This is a genomic window from Herpetosiphon sp. (assembly GCF_003512625.1).
GTDB lineage: Bacteria > Chloroflexota > Chloroflexia > Chloroflexales > Herpetosiphonaceae > Herpetosiphon > Herpetosiphon aurantiacus.
In genome coordinates, this window is the sequence record NZ_DOPT01000059.1 from 236,575 (window position 1) to 257,967 (window position 21,393).

Genomic DNA, 21,393 nt, shown 5'->3' on the forward strand with positions numbered 1-21,393 from the left:
GGGGCTAGGGGGTGAGGGCATAGAGTTTATTGCCAACCCAATGAATCATTACAGCTATTTTTGGGTGTGCGTATTAATGTCATGCTAACACGCCTAGGTCCAGAGCTTGCTATACTTAATGTTAGAATTTTCTGTCCATGAGGACAGGGACATTGAACAAGCATCGCCTTGGAGGATACCGATGATCTTCGACCCTTTGTATTTCGTTTTTGCCATCCCTGGTATGTTGTTTGCTTTCTGGGCACAGTGGTATGTCAAATCGACATTTAGCAAATATGCCAATGTGGCCAATATGCACAACATGAATGGCTTTGCGGTGGCTCAACGTTTGATGAACGCTGAAGGCCTAAACTATGTGCGGGTCAATCAAGTTGCTGGCCAGCTAACCGATTTCTACAACCCCGCCGACAAGTCGATCAATATTTCGCAATCGTCGGTCAACCCTTCGGTAGCAGCGATGGCGGTGGTTGCCCATGAATTGGGCCACGCCCTGCAAGACCGCGAAGGCTATGCTATGTTACGTTTGCGTAGCTCAATCGTTGGCATTGCTAATATTGGCAGCAATATCGGTACTTGGCTGGTGATGTTAGGCTTGATGTTTGGTGCTGCTTCACGCAGTGGCGGCATTGGCTTTACCATGGCCTTGATTGGCTTGGTGCTGTTTGCTGGCGCTGTGCTTTTCACCTTGGTAACCTTGCCTGTTGAATTCAACGCTTCAAGCCGCGCCAAAAAAATGCTGATCGCCAATGGCTTGGTTAGCCCCCAAGATCAAGCAGCGGTTTCCAAGGTGTTGAATGCTGCTGCTTGGACCTATGTTGCATCTGCGGCCCAATCGATTTTGACCTTTGCCTACTTTGCATTTCGGGTTTTTGGCGGTCGCCGCGACTAAAAATGCTATACTAGGGCGTAGCAGCGCTTTTCGATTTAGGAGGAATAATTAATGGATGATGATTTGAAACGCCGGATTGTTTATGGTTTGTTGAGCTTGGCCTTAGGAACCTTGGCCACCCGTTTGGCCTTATACCTGACCAACAAAATCTTGGGCGAACCAGAAACCGTCTAAAAATAAACCAAGCGAATTGTGTTGAGAGGCGTAGCTTACGCCTCTCAATTTTTTTAATTCTGCTATTATACCCGCGAGATTGGCTCAAACCATAAGGATGCTGCAATGAATCAAACGCTGGTAAATCGCTATCAGATTTTAGCAACGCTTGGCCAAGGTGGCATGGCGACGGTCTATCGTGCCCGTGATTTGTTGCTCAAGCGCGATGTGGCTTTGAAGCTTTTACGGCCTGAGTTTGCCAATAATCCTAGCTTGAGCCAGCAATTTAGTGCCGAAGCCCAAACCGCCGCCCAATTGAGCCACGCCCATATTGCGCGAATTTTCGATGTTGGCTATGATCCAAGTAGCGGGCCGTTTTTTGTGCAAGAGCTGATCGAAGGCCAAAGCCTTGATCAATTGTTGCCCGTTGCCGCGCCCCAAGCGCTGACATGGACGCGTGAAATTGCCCTAGCCTTAGCCGCGATTCATCAACAAGGCTATGTCCATTGCGATGTAAAGCCCCAAAATATCCGCATCAATGCCGATGGCCATGCCATTTTGCTCGATTTTGGAATTGTGCAAGCGATCGGCACAATCAATGCTGAGCAGGTGTATGGCACGCCCCAATATATCGCACCTGAACGGGCTGAGGGTGGGGCAACCACCGAAGCCAGCGATATTTATGCCTTGGGAATCATGTTGTATGAGCTTTTGACTGGGCGCGTGCCGCTTGATGGCGATTCGGCGTGGGCGATTGTGCAGCGCCATTTGAATGAAGGTGTGCCCGCCTTACGCCAAGCCTTGCCAGGCACCGCCACCGCGATTGAGAATCTGATCAAGCGTGCGACTGAACGAGTGCCAAGCCAGCGTTTTGCTTCAGCTCAAGCCTTTGCTGGCGAGATCGAGAGCATTCAACAAGGCGCAAATTCGGCCACGATTGCCATGCCAGTGCGCCAACGCTCAACTGTTTCGATTCACAACATGGAAACCACGGCGGTGCGTGTGCCGCCTAAAACCGCAGCCTTAGTGCAGGCCAAGCCTCAGCCAACGCCAACCAAAGCCTTGCTTGCCAATCCCAAACCTGTTGCCAAAAAACAAATTGGCCTAACCTTGGCAGCGTTGGTCTTTGTGGTGCTGGTTGCCGTGGCCTTTGCCAAACTCAGTGGCGATACCCAACAACCCGGCGCTAGCGGCAATGCGACGACTGTTGCTCAACCCAGCGCTACGCTTGTGCCAATAGCTGAAGCAACGGCAACAATCGTGGCCGAGGCAATCAGCACCCAAGCTCCAGAACCCACCATCGCCAGCCAACCGCTGCCAAGTATGCCCAATTTTGTCGGGCTAAAACGTGGTGAGGCCGAGCAGCAAGCACGCCAGTTAAAGCTAAAAATTAATTTTATCGAAGAAGCCAACGAACAAGCCAAAGATCGGATTTTAAGCCAAGAGCCAGCTGCTGGCAGCCCAATCGCCGAAAATAGCCAAATTACGTTGGTGATTGCGGTCAAAGAAACGAAAAAGCCCAAAGGTCCAGGCAAAGGCAATGATGACGATGATTAATCAGAACATAGAATATAGAGCATAGAACATAGAGGTGAGCTGGGGATCGAGGACGCAAAATTACTGTTTGATCCACGAAGGGCACAAAGGACACGAAGGCTGTTTTTGCCACAGATTAGCACAGATTATTATGATTACGCTTCAATGCCAATTGCCTGATCCCCTAAACCCCGACTCTCAATCCCTGACCCTTTCAAGGGTAGGTTTTTAACAATCGTTGGGTGGGATGTACCGCCGATTGGCATGCCCTCACCCCCTAGCCCCCTCGCCCGCCGCAGTGGGCGAGGGGGCTAGGGGGTGAGGGAACTTAAAACCTATCCTTGTAAGAGTCCCTGACTCCTATACCGTGTTATACTCTAACGCAGCGCGTCATTCAATCAAGGAGTTGGGCCATGCAACGGACGATTGGTTTATGTCTTGGTGGCGGGGGTGGCAAGGGCAGTGCCCATATTGGCGTGCTCCATGAATTAGAACGGGTTGGCATCCAAGCAAATATGGTGGCTGGAACCAGCATTGGGGCCATTATTGGGGCCGTGGTGGCGGCAGGCTACAATGCGACGACGATTGAGCAGGCTTTTCGTGCCACGCCGTTGCGCCGAATTCTCAGCCTTGATCCAGCAAGTTGGGGCTTGATTGGCTCGGAAAAATTGGCTGGCGTGCTCAGCGAATTATTGGGCGATCAACTGATCGAAGATTTGCCGATACCCTATGCGGCAGTGGCGGTTGATTTGGTGACTGGGCATGAGGTGGTATTGCAACGTGGCTCGTTGGTTGAGGCTGCCTTGGCGAGTGCGGCAGTGCCTGGGGTGTTTCCGCCCCGCCGCATCGAGAAATATATTTTGGCCGATGGTGGCATCCGTAATAATTTGCCAATTGACATCACTCGTCAACTTGGAGCCGAACGGGTGATTGCAGTTAATTTGATTGGTGAATTCGATCAATTTGAGGTAAATAATGCCGCCCAAAGCAGCCTCTTTTCGTGGCGACGCTGGGTTCCGCTCACGCAATTGGCCTTAGCTGAGCGAGCAATTGGGATTATGGTGCATCAAATTACTTTGCAACGTTTGCGCGAAACCCCGCCTGATCTACTCTTCAGCCCCGATGTAAATCGCATGAGTATGGCCGATTTACTGCACCTTGATGATGGAATTCAAGCGGGGATTGCCTGTGTTGCTGATTATTATGAAGAATTGCAACAATGGGCGCTTTGGCAGCGCGGCGAATTTGCCTAAGCTAAAATCGAGTACACTCTAGACCGTCATTGAGCCGACCGATTTGGTCGAAGGAGCATCTATGCGGTTGATTAGTTATTTTCTATTTATTTGTGGCTTAGTTGCCTGTGGTGGCGCAACGGCAACGCCAATTCCAGCAACACAGGTGGTTGCTCAAGTAAGCACGGCAACCCCTGAGCCAACCTTGGTTCAGCCAACCCTTACACCCACGATTCCCCCGACGTTTACGCCACTCCCACGGGTAACCCCAACCGTAGCCGATTTGGGCAATATTCCAGGTAATAGCACAGCTTTTATCGAAATTAAAGGCTTGAAAACCTATACCAATCCCACCCAAGCCTTTTCAATCGACATACCTGACGATTGGCAAATGCGTGATAGCGTTGATGCTGGCAATAATTTGCTCTTTTGGGTTGATCCCGCTGAGCAAGCGTTTATTCAATTGTTAGTGGTTGATGATAGCCAGAATTTAATTGGCGACCAAGCTGAGTTTTTGAACGATTTTATTAGCCAAATTGTCGGGCAATCGTCGGAGTTTAATATCGATCAGCCAGTGTTGCAAGCCGATGGCAACACCTATGTTTCGTATAGTTTTATTGATCAGCAAAGTTTGCTGGCGATGAGTGGCGATGGCTATGTGCGGCGTGATGGCAACTATCTTAGCATCATTCAGATTTTAGTGCCGTTGGAGCAATTTGAGGCCTTGCAACCAGATCTTGTGCGGATTGTTCAGAGCTACAAGATTGATCCTAATCTGCCATTGCAATAATTAACAAAACAGGGATGGCCGCAACCATCCCTGCTTTGGCAACAACTCTAGAAATCGCAACCCATGCGGGTCATTGGCAAATAGACATTGAAATCACCGCCTTGAATTTGCTCGGGGGCAAATACGTGTTGGCGTGGTTCAGGTGGATTTTGCACCCACGCAGTGCGCTGTAAGTTCTGGCGGCTCATCGGCCAAGGCATTAATTCAGGCAAATTGCGGCCTAGGGTTTCCCAAACATAAATATTGCCCGCCCGACTGTGGGCCAAAATTTCGACATAGCAGTTATTATCGATATCGGAGATAGTTGGGGCGGCTTGAATCCCTTTCTGCGAGCCAGCACTGTTATCGCTAGCCGTGCCTTCATTGGGCAAACTCAGTGGAAAGCCCGAATGCAAGGCTCCATTGCGGGCATCGAGGGCATACAACCCGACAATCCCCGCATAAAGTCGGTCGAATGAATACGTACCAAAGACAATATCTAGCTTGCGGTCACCCGTAACATCGGCAATGACGACTTCGCTACCAAATACTTTGCGGGTTGGCGCACCTTGGACTGGTTCCTCAGCATAGAAATACGACCAGATTTGCGTGCCGTTTTCGCGATAGGCGCGAATTGTACCATCATCGAAGGTAACTACAAATTCCTTTTCACCATTGCCATCCAAATCGGCGACAACAATCGGATTATTGGGGGTAAAGTTGACATCCAACGGTGCGCCAGCGCGTTTGGCATCAGTCCAGCCAGGGCGGCGAGTACCATCTGGCTCAGTTACGAAAACCGCACTAGCACTTTGCGGGTCGTAGTTGTTATGCGGATCGCCGTCTGGAGTCCGCACTTTACCTGCTGCAATCACCTCGTAACTGCCATCATTATCTAAATCGGCGATAGCTGGGCCAGAGCGGGTAAACTCAATATAATCGTGAACATTCCAAGTCGTTTGGTTGACATGGGTATAGGTCTGAATTGGCCAGCCTGCATATTGGGTTCCATCGTTTTTATAGCGATAGAAATAGAGTTCATCGCGGCCAACGAAGATCTCCGATTTGCCGTTATTGTCGAGGTCGGCCAAGGCGGGGTGGCCCCAAATGCCCGAGCCTTTATCGGAGCTTTTGGGGTAGCCAGTAACGACATTCCCCGTGTAATACCACGCATGCACATTGGGTGCATAATCAGTATTACTACCCGCCTCATTCGTGGTAGTCGCAATCACCTCAAGTTTGCTATCACCAATAATATCGTCAACAGCGACATGCACCACCTCGGGGAAGTTGCCGTTGGTGATGTAGGCCCATTCCATTTCTTTGGGCCAACCGCTCAAAATGGCTCCATTGCGTTGATAAACAATGACCTTGCCGCGCTGACCAACGCTTGTGCCTTTGCCGCGTGTGCCAACCACAATTTCCAATAAGCCATCTTCGTTAATGTCAGCGACCACCAACGAACCATTGATCCGCGGGGTATTGGCACACGCACCGCCAGTCATCCAGGGAAAGCCAGGCAACAATTGACCATAAATGTTGTAACCCCAAATACAACCAGTTGCATCTGCTGAAAGAATCTCGGGCGAACCATCTTTAAATAGATCAACGACGGTTGGTGATGAAAAATATGAACCATTCGGCTTGGTTGCAGGGAATCCAGCTCGCATGGTGTAGGCATTGGTGGCGGCTGGGCTAGCGGGGCTTGCTGCGTCGAGTGGCTCAGCAGAGGGAGTTTCCAGCGACGTTGCCGAAACAGTGCTCAAGCTAAAAATAACCAGCAAAACAAACATCATCCTTCGAAGAACCATACTAGACACTCCTCTTGACTGCAAACGTGGCAGTTCCATGGAAATAATGGGTTGATCGTGCTATGCTAGCGCTGGATTGACCATAGGCCAACAGTCCTATTCGCCTTTAAAACTTTATTAACAACTATGTATTTTTTAATAATTAGGAACAAACGATGAGTGATTCGATTTTGGCCCAGGCCGCGCCGCCTGCTGATCAGCGGATTTGGTATGGAGCTGAGCCGCTGCAATTTGCTGATTTACGCGTACCGCCAGGAATCGGGCCATTCCCAGTGGTCGTCGTTGTCCATGGGGGGTTTTGGCGCGCACGCTATGATCTTGAGCATATTGGCCATGTCTGTGCGGCCTTGACGGCCTTGGGCTATGCTACTTGGAATATTGAATATCGGCGGGTTGGCAATGCGGGTGGCTGGCCAAATACCTTTTTAGATGTTGCTCAAGCTGCCGATTTTGTGCCCAATTTGGCCCAGCACTACCCAATTGATCCGCAACAGGTTATTAGTTTGGGTCATTCGGCTGGTGGCCATTTAGCTTTATGGTTGGCGGCGCGGCCTAAACTGGCCGCGACCAGCCCGTTGTGGCAAGCTCAACCGCTGGGATTAAAAGGAGTTGTGAGCTTAGCGGGTGTAGCCGATTTGGCTATGGCTGATCAACGCCGTTTGAGCCAGCAAGCAGTGCAGGAATTATTGGGTGGCTCGCCGGAAACCTATCCCGAACGCTACCATGATGCTTCGCCTGCTGCCTTATTGCCCTTGCAGGTGCCGCAAATTGTGTTGCATGGAACTGATGATGGGCCTGTGCCCTTTGCGATTAGCCAAAGCTATGTTGAACAAGCGCTGGCTGCTGGTGATGAGGCGCGTTTGGTGCCGCTGCCAAATGCCCATCACTTTGAGTTAATCGATCCAGCGAGTCGGGAATGGCCTGCCGTTGTTGCTGCTGTTCAGAGTTTATTGGCGACCCCATAGGCTTGGCGGGTTTCTTGGCGTAACAATAACCACAGCCCAGCGATTGGCAATAATAATGGCGTAAAGCCATAGCCAATCCCAAAATCGCTCCAAACAGTATCTTTCGGAAACCAATCGCGTTCGATCAAGGTCAAAATGCCAACCGTGATCACGCCTAAAAGTTCAATTGCACATACGCCCAAGGTTATGCGCCAAGCTTGGGGTGAGCGTCGCCCAAATCCCAAGAAAGCGACCCAGTAAATTAATGCTGCTACGGTTGTCAAGCCATAGGCCAGTGGTGCTTGATTGAATTTGGTGGCAACTTGGAACAAGGCACGAGCGCCAGCCGAGATTGCCAGCACACAATAGGCGAAGCGTAAAACTCGACTACTGCCTGCTAAAACTTCCGATTCGTTCGATTGATCAGTCCGCGCCATTGCGCTGTTATCCTTTCAACAACAAAAAACGCTGAGCAACATTGTTGACCTCAGCGTCTAAGTTTTGTATAGCATACCATAAAGTTGCTGCAACTTCAGCAGCAATTGAGCTTATTTGTTGCTTGCTTGGCTGAATTTTTGGGCCAAAACGCTTTTGAGTACGCCTAAATGTTGGCTGGCTTCTTTGATCAAGGCTGAACGCATGAGCGGGGCGAATGGGCGTAAAAACCATTTGAAATTAATTGCTGTGCTAATGATGATGCGGGTGCCTGCTGACTCAACTAAAAACCGATAATCCATATCCGATAGCATCAATGCCGACGTAATCGTGAATTTGATTTGCTGTGGTGGGTTGTAGTGATACACCTTCAACTGCATTTTCATGGGAATGCCCGCAACCTTGGCGTGCTCCTCATAAATTGCGCCAACGCCTTCGCCGCTGAGATGTTGGGTATGGGTGACTGGCAACCACCATTCGCGGTTGTTTTCAAAATGGCAAACATACTCGAAGGTTGTCGATTGATCGGTGCAGACCAATTCGTTGGCGCTGATGCATAATGGGTTTGGCATAGATTCTCCACCAGCTCAAAAGATTAACTAAACGGCATATTCGCCCTCTGGCTGCGTATAGTCGTTGGCATACAGTGCTTGGTGAAATGTGACGATGCGGCTGGCAATATCGAGCGGTATACGATAATGGCTTGTTTGACTGAGCAGCCCAAATTGTTGTTCAAAAAGTGCCATTGTCGCTTGGTACAGTTGGGCGGCATGCTGGGTATTATGAATCATTTGATCAATAACCGTGCTGGGGTCCATCGTCGGCTCAATCGCATACAACAAAATATTCACTTCGTTAAACACAACATCTTTATGCAAACGGAAAAACATGGGATGCGAGGCAACCCGATTAAACCAATCGTACCAAGCTTCGTGCTTCAGCGGTGGCGATTCGAGCAATAATTGGCTGAAATACTGGGCAATCTGCTGATGACTTAATTGCAGCAAAATCGAACCAACATCGTTTAGCAGTCGCACCAACAGCGTCGCCGTAGTGATATATTGGCGCAAATATGGATTTTCAGCAATATCATCGCGGAGCGCTTGATCGTCGAGATAGACTTCGCTCCACAGATTAATACAATATTCTAAAGTTGGAATAACTAACATGGTATCGATTTGCAGCTGAATAAGTTGATTGATGCTGGTATATTCAGCATTATTTAAGCGATTAATCGCCGTATAACGACTTATAACACTATTTTTGATTAATGTACGGGCAGATGGTTGCTTAATTTGATTGATGAAATCTAAGCAACTAGCAATATTCGCATAGAGTGCGACCCAAATCTCAGGCTCTTCGATGGTATCTAATCGAATGTTTTTATGCGCACAATATTTATCAAACAGATCTTGGTTGCGGGTGAGCGATATATGTTGTTCGATTAATGAGATATTTTTTGATAACGCTTTAATCCGTTGATGATCGAGCATAATAATACCGTTATCAAGTGATTCAACCATTGCTGTATTGAAATAACGAATCAACTGATTTTTTTGCTGATAATCGGGATTAATCGCTAAGCCTAAACCCATCGAAATATTATCTGAAATAACTTCATAGATTTGATAGATCAGCATTGTGCCAAACGATTCACAAAGTATATTCCATTTTTGGCGATCAGCAATTGCTGAATGATACAAATAGGTAAACATGGTACACATTTGAGTCAAACTGCTCATTTGAAGATATTCTGAGCGATAAATATTTTGTTCGTCAATACCCCAACGCGAAAATTCTTTATAATTACTTGGGGGAAGCTGTTGCTGAATAAAATGACCATACAAGCGAATACTATGATTGAGCATGATGTTGCGAGCCATAACGAATGCCTTTGATGTGATGAATTGTCAGGATGCGGCTTGGTTAGTATGTCTTGAGCCGATTCTATTCGCAATTGAGATTTATGCTAAGGCCTGTATCTGTATGGTCGATGGAAAGCTTTTCAAGCTAAAAACGAGCCATCCTACGATCGATTTCACCTACTACCGATCGTAGGATGGCATTATAGCAGCGTTGTGGTTGCTTTACTAGCGAATTTTTAACCTACTTTAACCACCGAGTTCTGACATGCCGCGCACGGTCGGCTTAACTCCATCCGGCAGCCCATGGCCCCATGGTTTGATCCAGACGGCATGGCGGATCAAGGCTTCTAGCTCTTCGTCGCTGCCGCTGCCCCGGAGTGCAGCTCGCAGATCAAGCTCATTATCACGCAGCAAACACAGGTGTAATTTGCCATCGGCGGTAAGACGCATGCGGTTGCAAGTAGCACAAAACGGGTCACTAATTGAGCTAATAAAGCCAAGTTTGCCTTGTGCTCCAGGAATTTGATAGGTGCGGGCAGGATCAGCTCCATACCAACCAAGAAAATCGAGGCCAAATTCAGCCTCAATTTGCGCAATTAGTTGGTTGCTCGGCACAACCCCGTTATCAGCCACCTCAGCCACGCCAACCAACGGCATGACTTCGATAAAGCGCATTTGCCAAGGTTTATCGATCGTCAGCCGCGCCAAATCAAGCACTTCGTGATCGTTGACTCCGCGCACAACCACACAATTGAGTTTTAATGGAGTCAGCCCAGCCTGCTCGGCGGCTTCGATTCCAGCCCAAACTCGCGTCAAATCGCCGCCACGCGTGATTTTGCGGAAGCTTTCGGGGTTGAGTGAATCGATGCTGATATTAACTCGCTTGAGGCCTGCATCGGCCAATTGCTGGGCGATTGGGGCCAATAATAAGGCATTGGTGGTCATCGAAACTTCGCTAATTCCTGGGGTATTGGCAATCGCCTCGACCAACCCAACCAAATCGCGGCGCAAGGTTGGCTCGCCACCAGTCAAGCGAATCTTTTCAAAGCCAGTTTGGGCCATAATGCGCACCAAGCGAATCAACTCAGCATTGGTGAGCAGTTCGGGCTTGGGGGCAAACTGCATGCCCCATTCAGGCATACAATAGAAGCAGCGAAAATTGCAGCGGTCGGTTAATGAAATCCGCAGATAATTAATCCGCCGCCCGTGGGCATCGTGGGCGGGGGCATTGCTGCGCGTTTGCAGGGTTTGAGGTTTTTCCAACAATTCAATCGGCATCATCGGCTTGCTCTTTCAGACAACAATGACGCATAGCAGCAGCCATGCGTCATTGAAGCGTTGCCAGTGGCAAGGCGCTAGGCCGCCACCATGGTTTCAATACTGATGCGGCCTGCTAAAGTGCGAGCAACATCGCGGAACGAATCAGCATAGGCATCTTTGGCGCTTTGGGTTACCGCTGGCTGGCCAGTATCGCCACCTTCGCGAATTGGCATGCCCAAGGGTATTTCACCTAAGAATGGTACACCCAATTTGCTGCTCGCGGTTCGTGCTCCACCATGGCCAAAAATGTCGTAGCGCTTGCCAGTATCGGGCGCGATAAAATAGCTCATGTTCTCGACAATCCCCAAGATGGGTACATTCAACTTGCGGAACATCTCAACGCCTTTAATCGCATCAGCAAGGGCTACATCTTGTGGTGTCGTTACCACAACCGAGCCAGAAAGTGGAATTGATTGGGCCAAGGTGAGTTGAATATCGCCAGTGCCAGGTGGCAAATCGACGATCAAATAATCAAGCTGACCCCAATCAACCTCGAACAAAAATTGACGCAACATCGATGAAATCATCGGCCCACGCCAAACCAAGGGCTGGCTATCATCAACAAAATAGCCGACCGAAATAATTTTGATGCCATGAGCTTCGAGTGGGGCAATTTTTTGATTTTGCGTAATGCCTGGTTTGCCGCGTGCGCCAGTCATCAAGGGAGCGCTTGGCCCATAAATATCGGCATCGAGCAAGCCAACGTTTGCGCCTTCTTGGGCCAAAGCAACGGCCAAGTTGACGGCAACCGTCGATTTACCTACGCCGCCTTTACCTGAAGCTACCGCCAAAATATGGCTTACCCCAGGCACGCGGGCTTTATCAGGAATGCCATTGTATGACCGCACGGTCGCGGTAAAATCGACCTCGATTTCGCTCACGCCTGGCACTTGAGCCAAAGCTGCTCGCACATCGTTGGCCAGTTGTTCCTTGAATGGACATGCTGGCGTGGTGAGATCGATCAAAACAACGACTCGTCCGCCATCAATGTTAAGCTCTTTGATCATTTTGCGGGCAACTAAATTGCCGCCGAGTTCTGGCTCTTGCACCGTTGCAAGGGCAGCCAAGACTGCCTCTTGTGTTGGCGCATCCGCCCGTTTCCCAAACAAGCCCATGGTGCTATGCGCTCCTATAACAATGATGCGAGTGTCGCGCACCATTGAGCAATCTTGTTGTACTATTTAGAACGATTATAGCACGACTAGCTATGACTTAAGTCGCTGATTGGGATTGACTATTGGCGATTGCAGGTTGGAACCTACTTATTTTAGGCAATTTCTTCGGGTTCGAGCACTGGCAAGTTCCATAATTCTTCAGGCACTTGAATGTGAATATGCGTGCCACCCTGCCCTGGTGTAGCAATATTCAGGCTGCCACCAATCACCATCAACAAGCCGCGATGTAGACGCAAGCCGCTACCACTGCCCGATGAACTCGATTGATGCGGTTGCATGCCCACACCGTCGTCACAAATATCGACAACTAAACCATGTTGCCAATCAATTTGTACCCGCATCTGCAATGTGCGGCGTGGATCGTTGCCACGAGCATGGCGGGCGGCATTACGCAGAGTTTCTTGCAAGGCATAGCTAATCACTTCGCCGATAAATTGCGGCGTATCAGCCAAACGGGCTTCTGCCGCAGGCGCAACGGTATAACTGACCTGATCAAAGGCATTGCCAAAATCAACTAAAACCATATCGTGCAAGGTTTGGGCTAAACCACCTTGGGCCAAACGATGGGGAGTGGCGGGCGGCAACGAGCGAATCAACGCCGAAAGCTTGGTATGGGCCTCGGATAAGGCCTGAATTGTTTGTTGCGCCATGGGATCGTTGGCCGAAACCGCGCTGAGATGAATCAATGCGGCATGAATTTGCGGCAATACATCGTCGTGCAAGGTGCGTCGCCCTTGGCTACCCAAGACTTTGACTTCAGCAATTCGTTGGCGCAACACATCACCCAACATTCGCGCCGCCCGTTCGCCAGCCAGCGCATCGGTCAAACGGGCACAGCAGGCCGCCGCAACTTCCATCAATTCTTCGCTATACACCGCGCCAGCTTGGGGCGAACCAAGCACCAACGCTCCGGCCAAACCCCGCCCATCCCACAAGGGCACAGCCCACTCGGCCCCACTTTGCGCCTCAAGCCGAATGCCCGACGTTCGCCGTTCGTTGGAAATTGGCAATTGTTCAAGTAATGGAATTGGGGTTTGGCCCCAGTGATAGCTAATTACGTTGGGCAGGCCAGGCACGGCATCGCGCAGCAACAAACACGCTCGTTCCGCCCGCAGCACATCACGACTGACCGCCTCAACCAAGCCTTCGACCGAAGCCGAAAGGCTAGCCCCGCCATCCAACAAACGATCTTGAAAGTGCAAACTGCCAACGAACGGGCGCAAACGCTCCATAAAAGCCTCGTGCTCAACCCGATAGCGCCAACTCAACAGGCCATAGGCCAGCGAAGCCAAGGTTGTGGCAAACAACACAATGTAGATCGAGGCCACTTGCAGCGCTGAGCTGACCCCAACCATCAAGGCAAAACCGCCAGCAATCGCCACCAACCAACGCCATTGATCGATGCGATTCCATTGGGGCAAGGGGCGATCGGTAAAGGCAGCGTAGGCTCCCATCGCCTGACCAGCAGCCCCCAACGCCGCAGCCACCACGATGAGCACCATCACATCAAGCTGAAAAAAGAGTTCGATTGCGCGATCGGCCAGCCAAGCGACCTCAGGAGTGCGGCCCACTGCACCTTGCGAAAAAACGATCACCGCGCCGATTAATGCCACAATTCCAGCGAGCAACCCCAGCAACGAGGTGCGAATCAGCCACGAGCGCACCCGCAGCCATGCTTGATGCGGCAAGTTGTTGCGCCGCCCTGGACCAGTCAATAAGGCATGAATCGGCAAGCTAAAACACATAATCAAAGCCAAAAGATAGCCTGCCACAATAAACGGCAAATTGGCAACCAACCAAGCTGGCACAATTTTCAGGGCCAAAATTCGCGCTTCTTGGGGTAAAGGGTAAATTGCGGTCAGCACCAAGCCCAAAATTCCAATAAAAATGCCCATGGTAAATAGCAGCAATTTATGAATCCGCAGGCTCTTACCGCTCACCCCGGTATACCAGATCATCGTGGCATACCAGGCATAGGGCGCAAGCAACGAAACCACACTGATCACCCGCCACCAAAAGGGCAAGCCCACATCAACCACTGGTGGGCCGCGCCCAATAATCGCCGCGTGAATCAAAAAGAACACGCCAGCCATCAATAAACCAGCCGCTGCCAAACGCGGGCCACGTTCACGCCCACCATCGAGCGCCACAGTCATGCCCAACCACAAACAGATAATTGCATTGAAAATTGAAATCGCCAGCGCGATCGATTGCAGAATAAAAATCATGGATGCTACCTATAAGCCAGTTGTTTCATCATACCAGCTTCGAGCTAGCACCTAGGTGCTTAAATACCAACGACGATCCCATTGCTGAGATCGTCGTTATGCCGTTGCGATTGAGTTTATTGGCAGGTTACGCCATTGAGTTGGAAGCTGTTGCTTGGCAAGATTGGAACACTACCAACACCTTGGAAACCAAAGTTGGCTGTGCCACCATTACCTGCAAGATAGCCATTCCAGCCAGCATTCGTGACGGTAACTGCGCTACCAGTCTGGCTGAGTGTGCCATTCCATAGGTTGCTGATGGTTTGGCCACTGGGGAAGTTGAATTTCACATTCCAGTCATTTAAGGCGCTTGGCTGCAAATTGGTTACGGTAACATCGGCGATAAAGCCTACGCCCCATTGGCTTGTCACCTTGAAATCAACCTTACAAGCGCCGCCAGTGCTGGTTGGCGTAGCAGTTGGCACTTGGGTTGGCGTGCGCGTTGCGGTTGGAATATTCGTTGGCGTGACGGTTGGAATGGTGGTTGCAGTCGCGGTTGGGCCTTGGGTTGGCGTGCGCGTTGCGGTTGGAATATTGGTTGGCGTAGCCGTTGGCGCTTGGGTTGGCGTGCGCGTTGCAGTCGCCGTTGGCCCCGTGGTTGGGGTTGGTTGGTTGCTATTGACCACACCCACGGTCAGATAGTCGGCGTAGATCGTTGCTGTGCCACTATTCCCCGTGAGTGCGTTGAATTCAACCCCCAACTCGCGCACTTGGTTGATATCAGGCACACCCGCTAATTCAATTGTCAGCAAGCTGATGCCCGAATCGATCAGCACAGTTCCGCTATCTTTCCAATTCCAGGCGCTTCCCGTCTTGATGTAGAGCTTAGCACTGAGACCGCTCCCAACATTTTGGGCACTCAGGCGAATTTGGATGCGTGATTGACCAGTTAAATCCAGTGCTTGTGCGAGCCGAATATCGGCAGGCGTAGCGGCTAAATTAACTTGAGCTTTGATCGAACGTTGACCATTGGCGGCCCATTCGTTGTTGACAGTTGGCCCTGAAACCAGGTTTGTGCCAGTCCAGCCCTGCAGCGTGCCATCTTCAAAATCGCTGACCACGATCCCAGGAATTGGCGTAGGCGTTGGTGTACCAGGCGTTGCTGTGGGAGCGATCCCAAGAGTACCATTCCAAATCTGGCCAACATTGGTTCGATTCAGGGTTGCCCAATGCGCATAGGTGCTTTGAATGCGGCTATCGGTATTGCGATAAAACATATCGGTGTGCCAAATCATAAAGTAGGCAAATGGCGCACTGCTCAACAGAGCAGGGTCCATCATGTAGTCGGTTTCGCTGAGGGCTTTAATCTTGGTTTGCGAGAAACGCCCAAGATCTTCATACCAACTCACGTAATTGCCCGAAGTTTCGTTATATACATCGCTGCCCAAAATATCGGCTTGGCCAGCGGGATACCAAGCCGTGCTGACTCCTTTTACCCCAGGTGTCCAAACCCAGATCAGGTTGTGCAGGCCACGGGTGGTTACCAAATAGGTAAACATATCATCCCAAAGGCGGCGATAATTGGTGGCTCCATTATCTTTATCCCACCAGAACCAACCACCACCAGCTTCGTGGTAGGGTCGCCATAGCACTGGCACGTTGGCATCTTCGAGCTGTTGCAAATCATCAGCAATATTATCGAGCCAAATCAGATAATTAGTGCGTTCAGTCGTGCCATCAACAAACATCCGATCAATATCAACCACCGTGAACATATCTTGATGGTTAGTGCCTTGGCTGGCAAGCGGTGTCCAGTGTTGGCTGATGGTTGGAATAACGTTGGCATTGGTCCAATCGCTGATGATCGCGTCGATCATCCATTGGCCATCGTTGGGCAGTGCGCCGCCGATCGGGAAATCCCAGCCACGCAGCGCGGGGTAGCGTTGTGGATTGGTGCGGGCAAAAACTGCGTTCGACATTTCATCTTTGCGCGAATTATCCCAGTGAACTTCTTGCTGACCACCTAGCCAATACTGACCTTTGTATTGGACAAAACGATCGAGCACATTTTGGGCATACGGGGCGAGATTTGGATCGGCGGCTTGATAGGCGGTAATCGCGGCCTTGGTGGTGTGCGTTGGTAACAAACTCAGTGAACCAAGCAAGACCCCAAGGAGCGCAATGGTCAACAACGACCGCGAACGGCTCAGGTTCGACCACATGGCGACAATCTCCTTTGATTGAGGACACTCAGCATTGGGTATTGATCGTGGTAAGAACGAGGCGAGAATGCGATGGCTACGCGTGCGAATGTCCAAGAGTCCAGAGCAAATATAGGAACATTCCCACCAGCGATAATAGTATACATTTTTAAAGAGTCAATTAAAATCTTAAGTATTTCTTTAGAATTTAACTGCAAAAAGCCGCCAGATACGCAACTATCCTGTGGCTTTTGCAGTATTTTAGGCTGTTGTTTTAGTAATATTTAGGTTTTACCTTTGGCTCCATCGTTGGGCATGGTCTTTTTGAAAAAAATATTGGCAGCAGTATGATAGATAATCACACCCTCAGGCTGCATGAATCCCGCAACCATGCGGCTACCATTGAGCCGTAAATCTTCTAAGAATGCATCAATCTTGGCAGTATCAAATACGCCATCGTAGAGCACTGGCACAACCTCACAGCAAGCAGGGCGATTCTCGGCATTCCAACGCGAAGTATTGAACAAGGCAAAACGCCGTTCATTCAAGCCATATTGGCGCTTACCAATTCGGTGGCCAAACCACTCGCCATGGTGCGTGCCAACGCCTAATTCAAGTAAAGCATTGTGGTTGGCGGCAACCCACACGGCAAAGCCATAATTATCGTGCTCCACAGTTAGCCATTGACTACGGCTGCCAGCGCGTATTTGGCCTTGTTCGTCGATTGCAATACAAGCATTCGTACCATCAATTTTCTCGGTCACAATCACTTGGCGCGAAAGCCGCGCAATTTTGGGAAACGCCACAAACTCATCACTCATCGTTCACCTCGTCTGCGATCAGAGTTGATCATAGCCAGCATAATCACAATGATTTGGGGCGTAATCAGTCGCAAGTTGGGGATTTAACAAAAAGCCCCTCTCCCACCGCAGTGGGAGAGGGGTTGGGGTGAGGGCATTCAGACTTATTGTTTTTTGGTAGCGGCAGCGATCAAGGCATGGACACCGCTGATCAACTCGCTGGGGTTGGGGTGTAAGCCTTCGCCCAACAAAGCCGTGCCATACAATTGTTGCACCGCAACCTCGAACAATTCGGCTTGATCTGGCTCATCGAGCAAGGCGGCCAAGTTGTGCACAATCGCGTGGCGTGGGTTGAGTTCTAGAATTCGGCTAGGAACGCTATATTCTTGACCCATCATACGCCGAATGCGATCCATATCGCGGCCAAAATCGTCGCTAGGCGCGGCCAAACGCACAGGGTTGCTGCGCAGCAACTTCGAGCCACGCACTTCGCTGATTTGCTCGCCCAATAATTCTTTGATGCGGTCGCCCAGTTGGCCAAGCGTTGCTGCTGAGAGCGAGCCTTCTAGCTCAACATCGTCGCCCGCAATATCGGCATCATCGACTGAGCGCAATTTTTTGCCTTGGAAATCGCGCAAACTGGAGATGACAAAGCTATCAATCGTTTCATGCATCAACAGCACTTCGTAGCCGCGTTCGTTGAAATAATCGAGATGTGGCGAACGGCGGGCAGTTTCCACGTTGTCGGCAATCACATAATAAATATCTTCTTGGCCTTCCTTCATGCGCTCAACATACTCGCTGAGCTTGGTCAAGCCCTCGCCGCTGGTCGAGTGGAAGCGCAATAGTGGCTCAATTTGGCTGCGCGTGCCAGGATCGGTAACCAAGCCTTCTTTGAAATATGGCCCAAATTCACGCCAGAAGTCAGCAAACTTTTCGGCATCGTTTTCGGCCAAGGTTTCAATTTCTTTGGTAATTTTGTTGGTCACAATTTTGGCAATTTGGCGTAATGTGCCGCTGCTTTGCACGGTTTCACGCGAGACATTCAACGGCAAATCTTCCGAATCGACCACACCTTGGACAAAGCGCAGATGTTTGGGCAACAATTCTTCGTTGCGCTCTTGGATCAGCACCTTGCGCGAATAAAGTTTCAAACCTGGATCAGGAATTTGGCGCATCATGCCTTGCTCACGTTTGGCGGGCAAGAACAAAATTGCGTGCAAATCGACCGGAGCATCGGTACTAATGTGAATTGTGCTCAATGGCTCGTTGAAATCCATCGTGGTTTGGCGATAGAAATCGTTATATTCTTCTTGGGTGACTTCGCGTGGCTGCTTGCGCCAAAGCGCCGTGCGTTGGTTGAGCACTTTCTTTTCGTCGCCCTCAGCCGAATAAATTGGGAAGGCCACAAAATTGGAGTGTTGGCGCACAATTTGGTCAAGTTTCCAGCGTTCGGCATATTCTTCGGCATCTTCTTTGAGCACAATTTCGATCGTCGTGCCGCGTTCGCTGCGTTCGGCTGCTTCCAAGGTGTAGGTTGCTTCGCCGCGCGATGTCCAGCGCCAAGCAGTTGCATCGGGCTGATACGACAGCGAGGTGACCCGCACTTCATCGGCAGCCATAAACACCGAGTAGAAGCCTACGCCAAATTGACCAATAATTTCGCTGCTGTTGGTTGGGTTGGCTTCGCCCAACTTTTGCAAAAAGGCTTTCGCGCCAGATTGCGCCACCGTGCCCAAATTCTTGATCATATCATCGCGGGTCATGCCGATACCCGTATCGCTGATCCGAATGATCCGCGCATCTTTATCGGCTTCCAACGTGATCGCCAATTCAAGCTCGGGGTCGCGCACATCTTGGTTGGTCAACATCTCAAATTGCACCCGATTCAAGGCATCGGAAGCATTCGAGATTAATTCGCGCACAAAAATCTCGCGGTGGGTATACAGCGAGTGAATCAGAATATGCAAAACTTGTTGGATTTCAGCCTGGAATTGAAACTGTTCGCGCTCATTGGCAACATCGTGTTGCTCAGCCATAGGTCGCTACTCCTTATAAAACGCTTAATTGGGCTTAAACCGCTAGGCCGATTGTAGCATAGCCATGCCTACCACGAGAAGCTTGCTACGTTAGCGTTGTGTTGGAGATGTGCCCTAAGACCGAGGCCAAGCCCGCCAAAACTTGGTATAAACCAGCTATTGTTTTGATTTGGAGGCAATTTATGCAAACACTATCAACTGCTGCTGGCATTGTTCGGGTTGAGCAACAGCAAGGATAGCCCCGAAAGGTCAATTAATGGTCAATGGGAGTAATCGCGCTGCGGCTCAGCCAGCTGGGCTGAATTTTTTTAGCAGGAGTTGCATGTGCAACCGCAAGCGCGTTTTAGCTATTTGGTTTTATCGTTTGGTACTCGACTGCTCTTAAGTTGTATTTTTACCGCCTCAATGCTCTATCGAATTCAAGTGCTCCAGCTTGATCCATTGCAATTGGTTTTAGTTGGCACAATGCTTGAGGCTGCCGCCTTCGCCTTAGAAATTCCCACGGGTGTGGTTGCCGATGTCTATAGTCGGCGATTGTCGGTCGTGTTGGGAGTAGCCTTTTTGGGCTTGGGAGCGCTCAGCGAGGTTTGGCTGGGCAGTTTTGTTGGCAGTTTGTTAGCGCAAGTTGTTTGGGCCTTGGGTTATACCCTCATGAGCGGCGCGACCGAAGCTTGGATCACCGATGAACTCGGAGTTGAAGTGGTTGAAGCGTTGTTTCTCAAGGCCGCCCAACTCAACAGCATCGCCAGTTTGCTTGGCATCGGGCTGGGGGTGGCGTTGGCAACTATTGGCTTGGTTTGGCCAATCGTTGGTGGTGGCCTCGCTTTGGTTGGTTTAGCGATCAGCATTCGCTGGTTTATGCCAGAAACCCAGTTTAGCCCAGCGCCAGCTGCTGAACGCCAAAGTTGGGGCCGCTTCGGCGCAACCCTCGGCCATGGTTGGCAAGCGGTACGAGGACAACCAGTATTATTGAGTATTATGGTGATGAGTGCCATCGCCGGAGCCGCTTCTGAAGGCTACGATCGGCTGTGGGAAGCGCACTTGCTCAACAATATTGGCCTACCAACATGGCTTGATCTCCAGCCAGTTAGCTGGTTTGGTGCAATCGCCGCACTGGGAACCTTGGCTAGTTTGGTGGCAGTTATCGTGATCAAACGCTTAGCCAGCAACACCACCGAGCGCAGTATTTGGCTGTTACGCTGGCAATATGGCTTGTTGGCAGCAGGCTTGCTTGGTTTAGCGCTCACCCAACAATTTGCTATAGCCTTATTTTGGATTATGCTCATTCGCATGCTACGTCAAAGCATTCAGCCGCTGTATAGTGCTTGGCTCAATCGGCTGATTGAAAGTCGCAGCCGTGCGACAATTATTTCGATCAATAGCCAAGCTGATGCCTTTGGCCAGATTCTGGGCGGCCCGATCATTGGCTTAATCGCTAGTCGCATGGGACTCCCAGCGGCGTTTGTGGCAGCAAGTTGCTGTTTATGGCCAATGCTGGTGTTATTACGGCAGAGGCAACTAAACCGCCAATAAATTAAAATTATTCGGCTTAAATCGATCAGTCATGTGTGTAGTTCGCTGCACCATGGCTGATTTTTTTAATTTTTAGTAGTCAACAAAAACCTAACAACTCAATAACAACTTAATAATTGTCGCATACCTGTCGCATGCCATTCACGGAGTTGTCGCACTGCGAAAGCGAAGCTGTATCCAGACCAAAATTGATACAGCTTAGGAGGCTCCCAGTGTACAATTCATCAACGATTAGCCGCCGCATCGCTCTCGCCTTCGTAACCTTCGGCCTGATTTTTGTCAGTTTTGTTTACACTGCCCTCACAAGCAGCCAAACACCCCAATTTGGTACACCAGCCGCCGCCAACACTGCTTGGCAATGGGGCGATATCGAAGGCATTACCGTCACCCAACAACTGCAAACTGCCCCACTCAATACTGCTTGGCAATGGGGCGACATCGAAGGCATTACCGTCACCCAACAACTGCAAACCGCGCCACTCAA

18 protein-coding genes are annotated in these 21,393 nt (G+C 50.2%); 8 read left to right on the forward strand and 10 right to left on the reverse strand.

All coding sequences use genetic code 11. The features are described from left to right. Nucleotides 1-181 precede the first annotated feature (181 nt). The 5 genes from DEF47_RS13575 to DEF47_RS13595 all read left to right on the forward strand — a co-directional run bounded on the left by DEF47_RS13575 (nt 182) and on the right by DEF47_RS13595 (nt 4,600). Entirely contained in the window at nt 182-889 is a 708-nt protein-coding gene (locus tag DEF47_RS13575) for a zinc metallopeptidase (protein ID WP_012187896.1), read from the forward strand. Nucleotides 890-940: 51 nt separating this feature from the next. Next, entirely contained in the window at nt 941-1,063 is a 123-nt protein-coding gene (locus DEF47_RS13580) for a hypothetical protein (RefSeq protein ID WP_287045181.1), read from the forward strand. Between the two features lie 105 nt (nt 1,064-1,168). After that, nucleotides 1,169-2,599 carry a protein kinase domain-containing protein gene (locus DEF47_RS13585; RefSeq protein WP_012187895.1) on the forward strand — a complete coding sequence of 477 codons (1,431 nt, stop codon included), beginning with the start codon at nt 1,169-1,171 and terminating at the stop codon, nt 2,597-2,599. Nucleotides 2,600-2,991: 392 nt separating this feature from the next. Further along, complete coding sequence (locus DEF47_RS13590) at nt 2,992-3,831, forward strand: patatin-like phospholipase family protein (protein ID WP_012187894.1); 840 nt, start codon at nt 2,992-2,994, stop codon at nt 3,829-3,831. A 61-nt stretch (nt 3,832-3,892) separates the two neighbouring features. Next, nucleotides 3,893-4,600, forward strand: coding sequence for a hypothetical protein (locus DEF47_RS13595; protein WP_012187893.1), 708 nt, complete (start codon nt 3,893-3,895; stop codon nt 4,598-4,600). A 47-nt stretch (nt 4,601-4,647) separates the two neighbouring features. Here DEF47_RS13595 and DEF47_RS13600 read toward each other — a convergent pair whose 3' ends face one another. Continuing rightward, the gene (locus DEF47_RS13600) at nt 4,648-6,390 is read right to left on the reverse strand and encodes an FG-GAP repeat domain-containing protein (protein WP_012187892.1); all 1,743 of its coding nucleotides are present in this window, start codon (nt 6,388-6,390) and stop codon (nt 4,648-4,650) included. 155 nt (nt 6,391-6,545) lie between these two features. On the opposite strand from DEF47_RS13600, the gene DEF47_RS13605 reads away from it, so the two are divergent. Beyond that, the gene (locus tag DEF47_RS13605; protein ID WP_012187891.1) at nt 6,546-7,355 is read left to right on the forward strand and encodes an alpha/beta hydrolase family protein; all 810 of its coding nucleotides are present in this window, start codon (nt 6,546-6,548) and stop codon (nt 7,353-7,355) included. Here DEF47_RS13605 and DEF47_RS13610 read toward each other — a convergent pair. From DEF47_RS13610 to htpG, 9 genes are all read right to left on the reverse strand, one after another. Next, the gene (locus DEF47_RS13610) at nt 7,331-7,771 is read right to left on the reverse strand and encodes a hypothetical protein (protein WP_012187890.1); all 441 of its coding nucleotides are present in this window, start codon (nt 7,769-7,771) and stop codon (nt 7,331-7,333) included. The two genes, DEF47_RS13605 and DEF47_RS13610, sit on opposite strands and share 25 nt — an antisense overlap. Nucleotides 7,772-7,882: 111 nt before the next feature. Next, complete coding sequence (locus DEF47_RS13615) at nt 7,883-8,341, reverse strand: SRPBCC family protein (protein WP_012187889.1); 459 nt, start codon at nt 8,339-8,341, stop codon at nt 7,883-7,885. Between the two features lie 27 nt (nt 8,342-8,368). Beyond that, nucleotides 8,369-9,652, reverse strand: coding sequence for a hypothetical protein (locus tag DEF47_RS13620; protein WP_012187888.1), 1,284 nt, complete (start codon nt 9,650-9,652; stop codon nt 8,369-8,371). Nucleotides 9,653-9,880: 228 nt separating this feature from the next. Continuing rightward, complete coding sequence (moaA, locus tag DEF47_RS13625; RefSeq protein ID WP_012187887.1) at nt 9,881-10,915, reverse strand: GTP 3',8-cyclase MoaA; 1,035 nt, start codon at nt 10,913-10,915, stop codon at nt 9,881-9,883. A 74-nt stretch (nt 10,916-10,989) separates the two neighbouring features. Beyond that, nucleotides 10,990-12,069, reverse strand: coding sequence for an iron-sulfur cluster carrier protein ApbC (gene apbC / locus DEF47_RS13630; protein WP_012187886.1), 1,080 nt, complete (start codon nt 12,067-12,069; stop codon nt 10,990-10,992). 152 nt (nt 12,070-12,221) lie between these two features. Next, the gene (locus DEF47_RS13635) at nt 12,222-14,357 is read right to left on the reverse strand and encodes a sensor histidine kinase (protein WP_012187885.1); all 2,136 of its coding nucleotides are present in this window, start codon (nt 14,355-14,357) and stop codon (nt 12,222-12,224) included. 116 nt (nt 14,358-14,473) lie between these two features. Continuing rightward, a complete protein-coding gene (locus DEF47_RS13640; RefSeq protein WP_012187884.1) occupies nt 14,474-16,558 on the reverse strand; it encodes a glycosyl hydrolase in 2,085 nt (694 codons plus the stop codon). A gap of 263 nt (nt 16,559-16,821) precedes the next feature. Then, entirely contained in the window at nt 16,822-17,358 is a 537-nt protein-coding gene (locus DEF47_RS13645; protein ID WP_012187883.1) for an RNA ligase family protein, read from the reverse strand. A 143-nt stretch (nt 17,359-17,501) separates the two neighbouring features. After that, nucleotides 17,502-19,376, reverse strand: coding sequence for a molecular chaperone HtpG (htpG, locus tag DEF47_RS13650; protein WP_012187882.1), 1,875 nt, complete (start codon nt 19,374-19,376; stop codon nt 17,502-17,504). 324 nt (nt 19,377-19,700) lie between these two features. Here htpG and DEF47_RS13655 point away from each other — a divergent pair, with 324 nt between their 5' ends. Next, a complete protein-coding gene (locus DEF47_RS13655; RefSeq protein ID WP_012187881.1) occupies nt 19,701-20,909 on the forward strand; it encodes an MFS transporter in 1,209 nt (402 codons plus the stop codon). Between the two features lie 212 nt (nt 20,910-21,121). Beyond that, the coding region (locus DEF47_RS13660) for a hypothetical protein (protein WP_287045182.1) at nt 21,122-21,393 on the forward strand (272 nt) is incomplete at its 3' end.

What these genes read in the sequence shown, in the direction of transcription:
- DEF47_RS13600 (WP_012187892.1), bottom strand. Translation starts at nt 6,390, where the DNA reads ATGGTTCTTCGAAGGATGATGTTTGTTTTGCTGGTTATTTTTAGCTTG.
- DEF47_RS13605 (WP_012187891.1), top strand. Translation starts at nt 6,546, where the DNA reads ATGAGTGATTCGATTTTGGCCCAGGCCGCGCCGCCTGCTGATCAGCGG.
- htpG (WP_012187882.1), bottom strand. Translation starts at nt 19,376, where the DNA reads ATGGCTGAGCAACACGATGTTGCCAATGAGCGCGAACAGTTTCAATTC.
- DEF47_RS13580 (WP_287045181.1), top strand. Translation starts at nt 941, where the DNA reads ATGGATGATGATTTGAAACGCCGGATTGTTTATGGTTTGTTGAGCTTG.
- DEF47_RS13595 (WP_012187893.1), top strand. Translation starts at nt 3,893, where the DNA reads ATGCGGTTGATTAGTTATTTTCTATTTATTTGTGGCTTAGTTGCCTGT.
- apbC (WP_012187886.1), bottom strand. Translation starts at nt 12,069, where the DNA reads ATGGGCTTGTTTGGGAAACGGGCGGATGCGCCAACACAAGAGGCAGTC.
- DEF47_RS13620 (WP_012187888.1), bottom strand. Translation starts at nt 9,652, where the DNA reads ATGGCTCGCAACATCATGCTCAATCATAGTATTCGCTTGTATGGTCAT.
- DEF47_RS13640 (WP_012187884.1), bottom strand. Translation starts at nt 16,558, where the DNA reads ATGTGGTCGAACCTGAGCCGTTCGCGGTCGTTGTTGACCATTGCGCTC.
- DEF47_RS13615 (WP_012187889.1), bottom strand. Translation starts at nt 8,341, where the DNA reads ATGCCAAACCCATTATGCATCAGCGCCAACGAATTGGTCTGCACCGAT.
- DEF47_RS13575 (WP_012187896.1), top strand. Translation starts at nt 182, where the DNA reads ATGATCTTCGACCCTTTGTATTTCGTTTTTGCCATCCCTGGTATGTTG.
- DEF47_RS13585 (WP_012187895.1), top strand. Translation starts at nt 1,169, where the DNA reads ATGAATCAAACGCTGGTAAATCGCTATCAGATTTTAGCAACGCTTGGC.
- DEF47_RS13645 (WP_012187883.1), bottom strand. Translation starts at nt 17,358, where the DNA reads ATGAGTGATGAGTTTGTGGCGTTTCCCAAAATTGCGCGGCTTTCGCGC.
- DEF47_RS13610 (WP_012187890.1), bottom strand. Translation starts at nt 7,771, where the DNA reads ATGGCGCGGACTGATCAATCGAACGAATCGGAAGTTTTAGCAGGCAGT.
- DEF47_RS13635 (WP_012187885.1), bottom strand. Translation starts at nt 14,357, where the DNA reads ATGATTTTTATTCTGCAATCGATCGCGCTGGCGATTTCAATTTTCAAT.
- moaA (WP_012187887.1), bottom strand. Translation starts at nt 10,915, where the DNA reads ATGATGCCGATTGAATTGTTGGAAAAACCTCAAACCCTGCAAACGCGC.
- DEF47_RS13590 (WP_012187894.1), top strand. Translation starts at nt 2,992, where the DNA reads ATGCAACGGACGATTGGTTTATGTCTTGGTGGCGGGGGTGGCAAGGGC.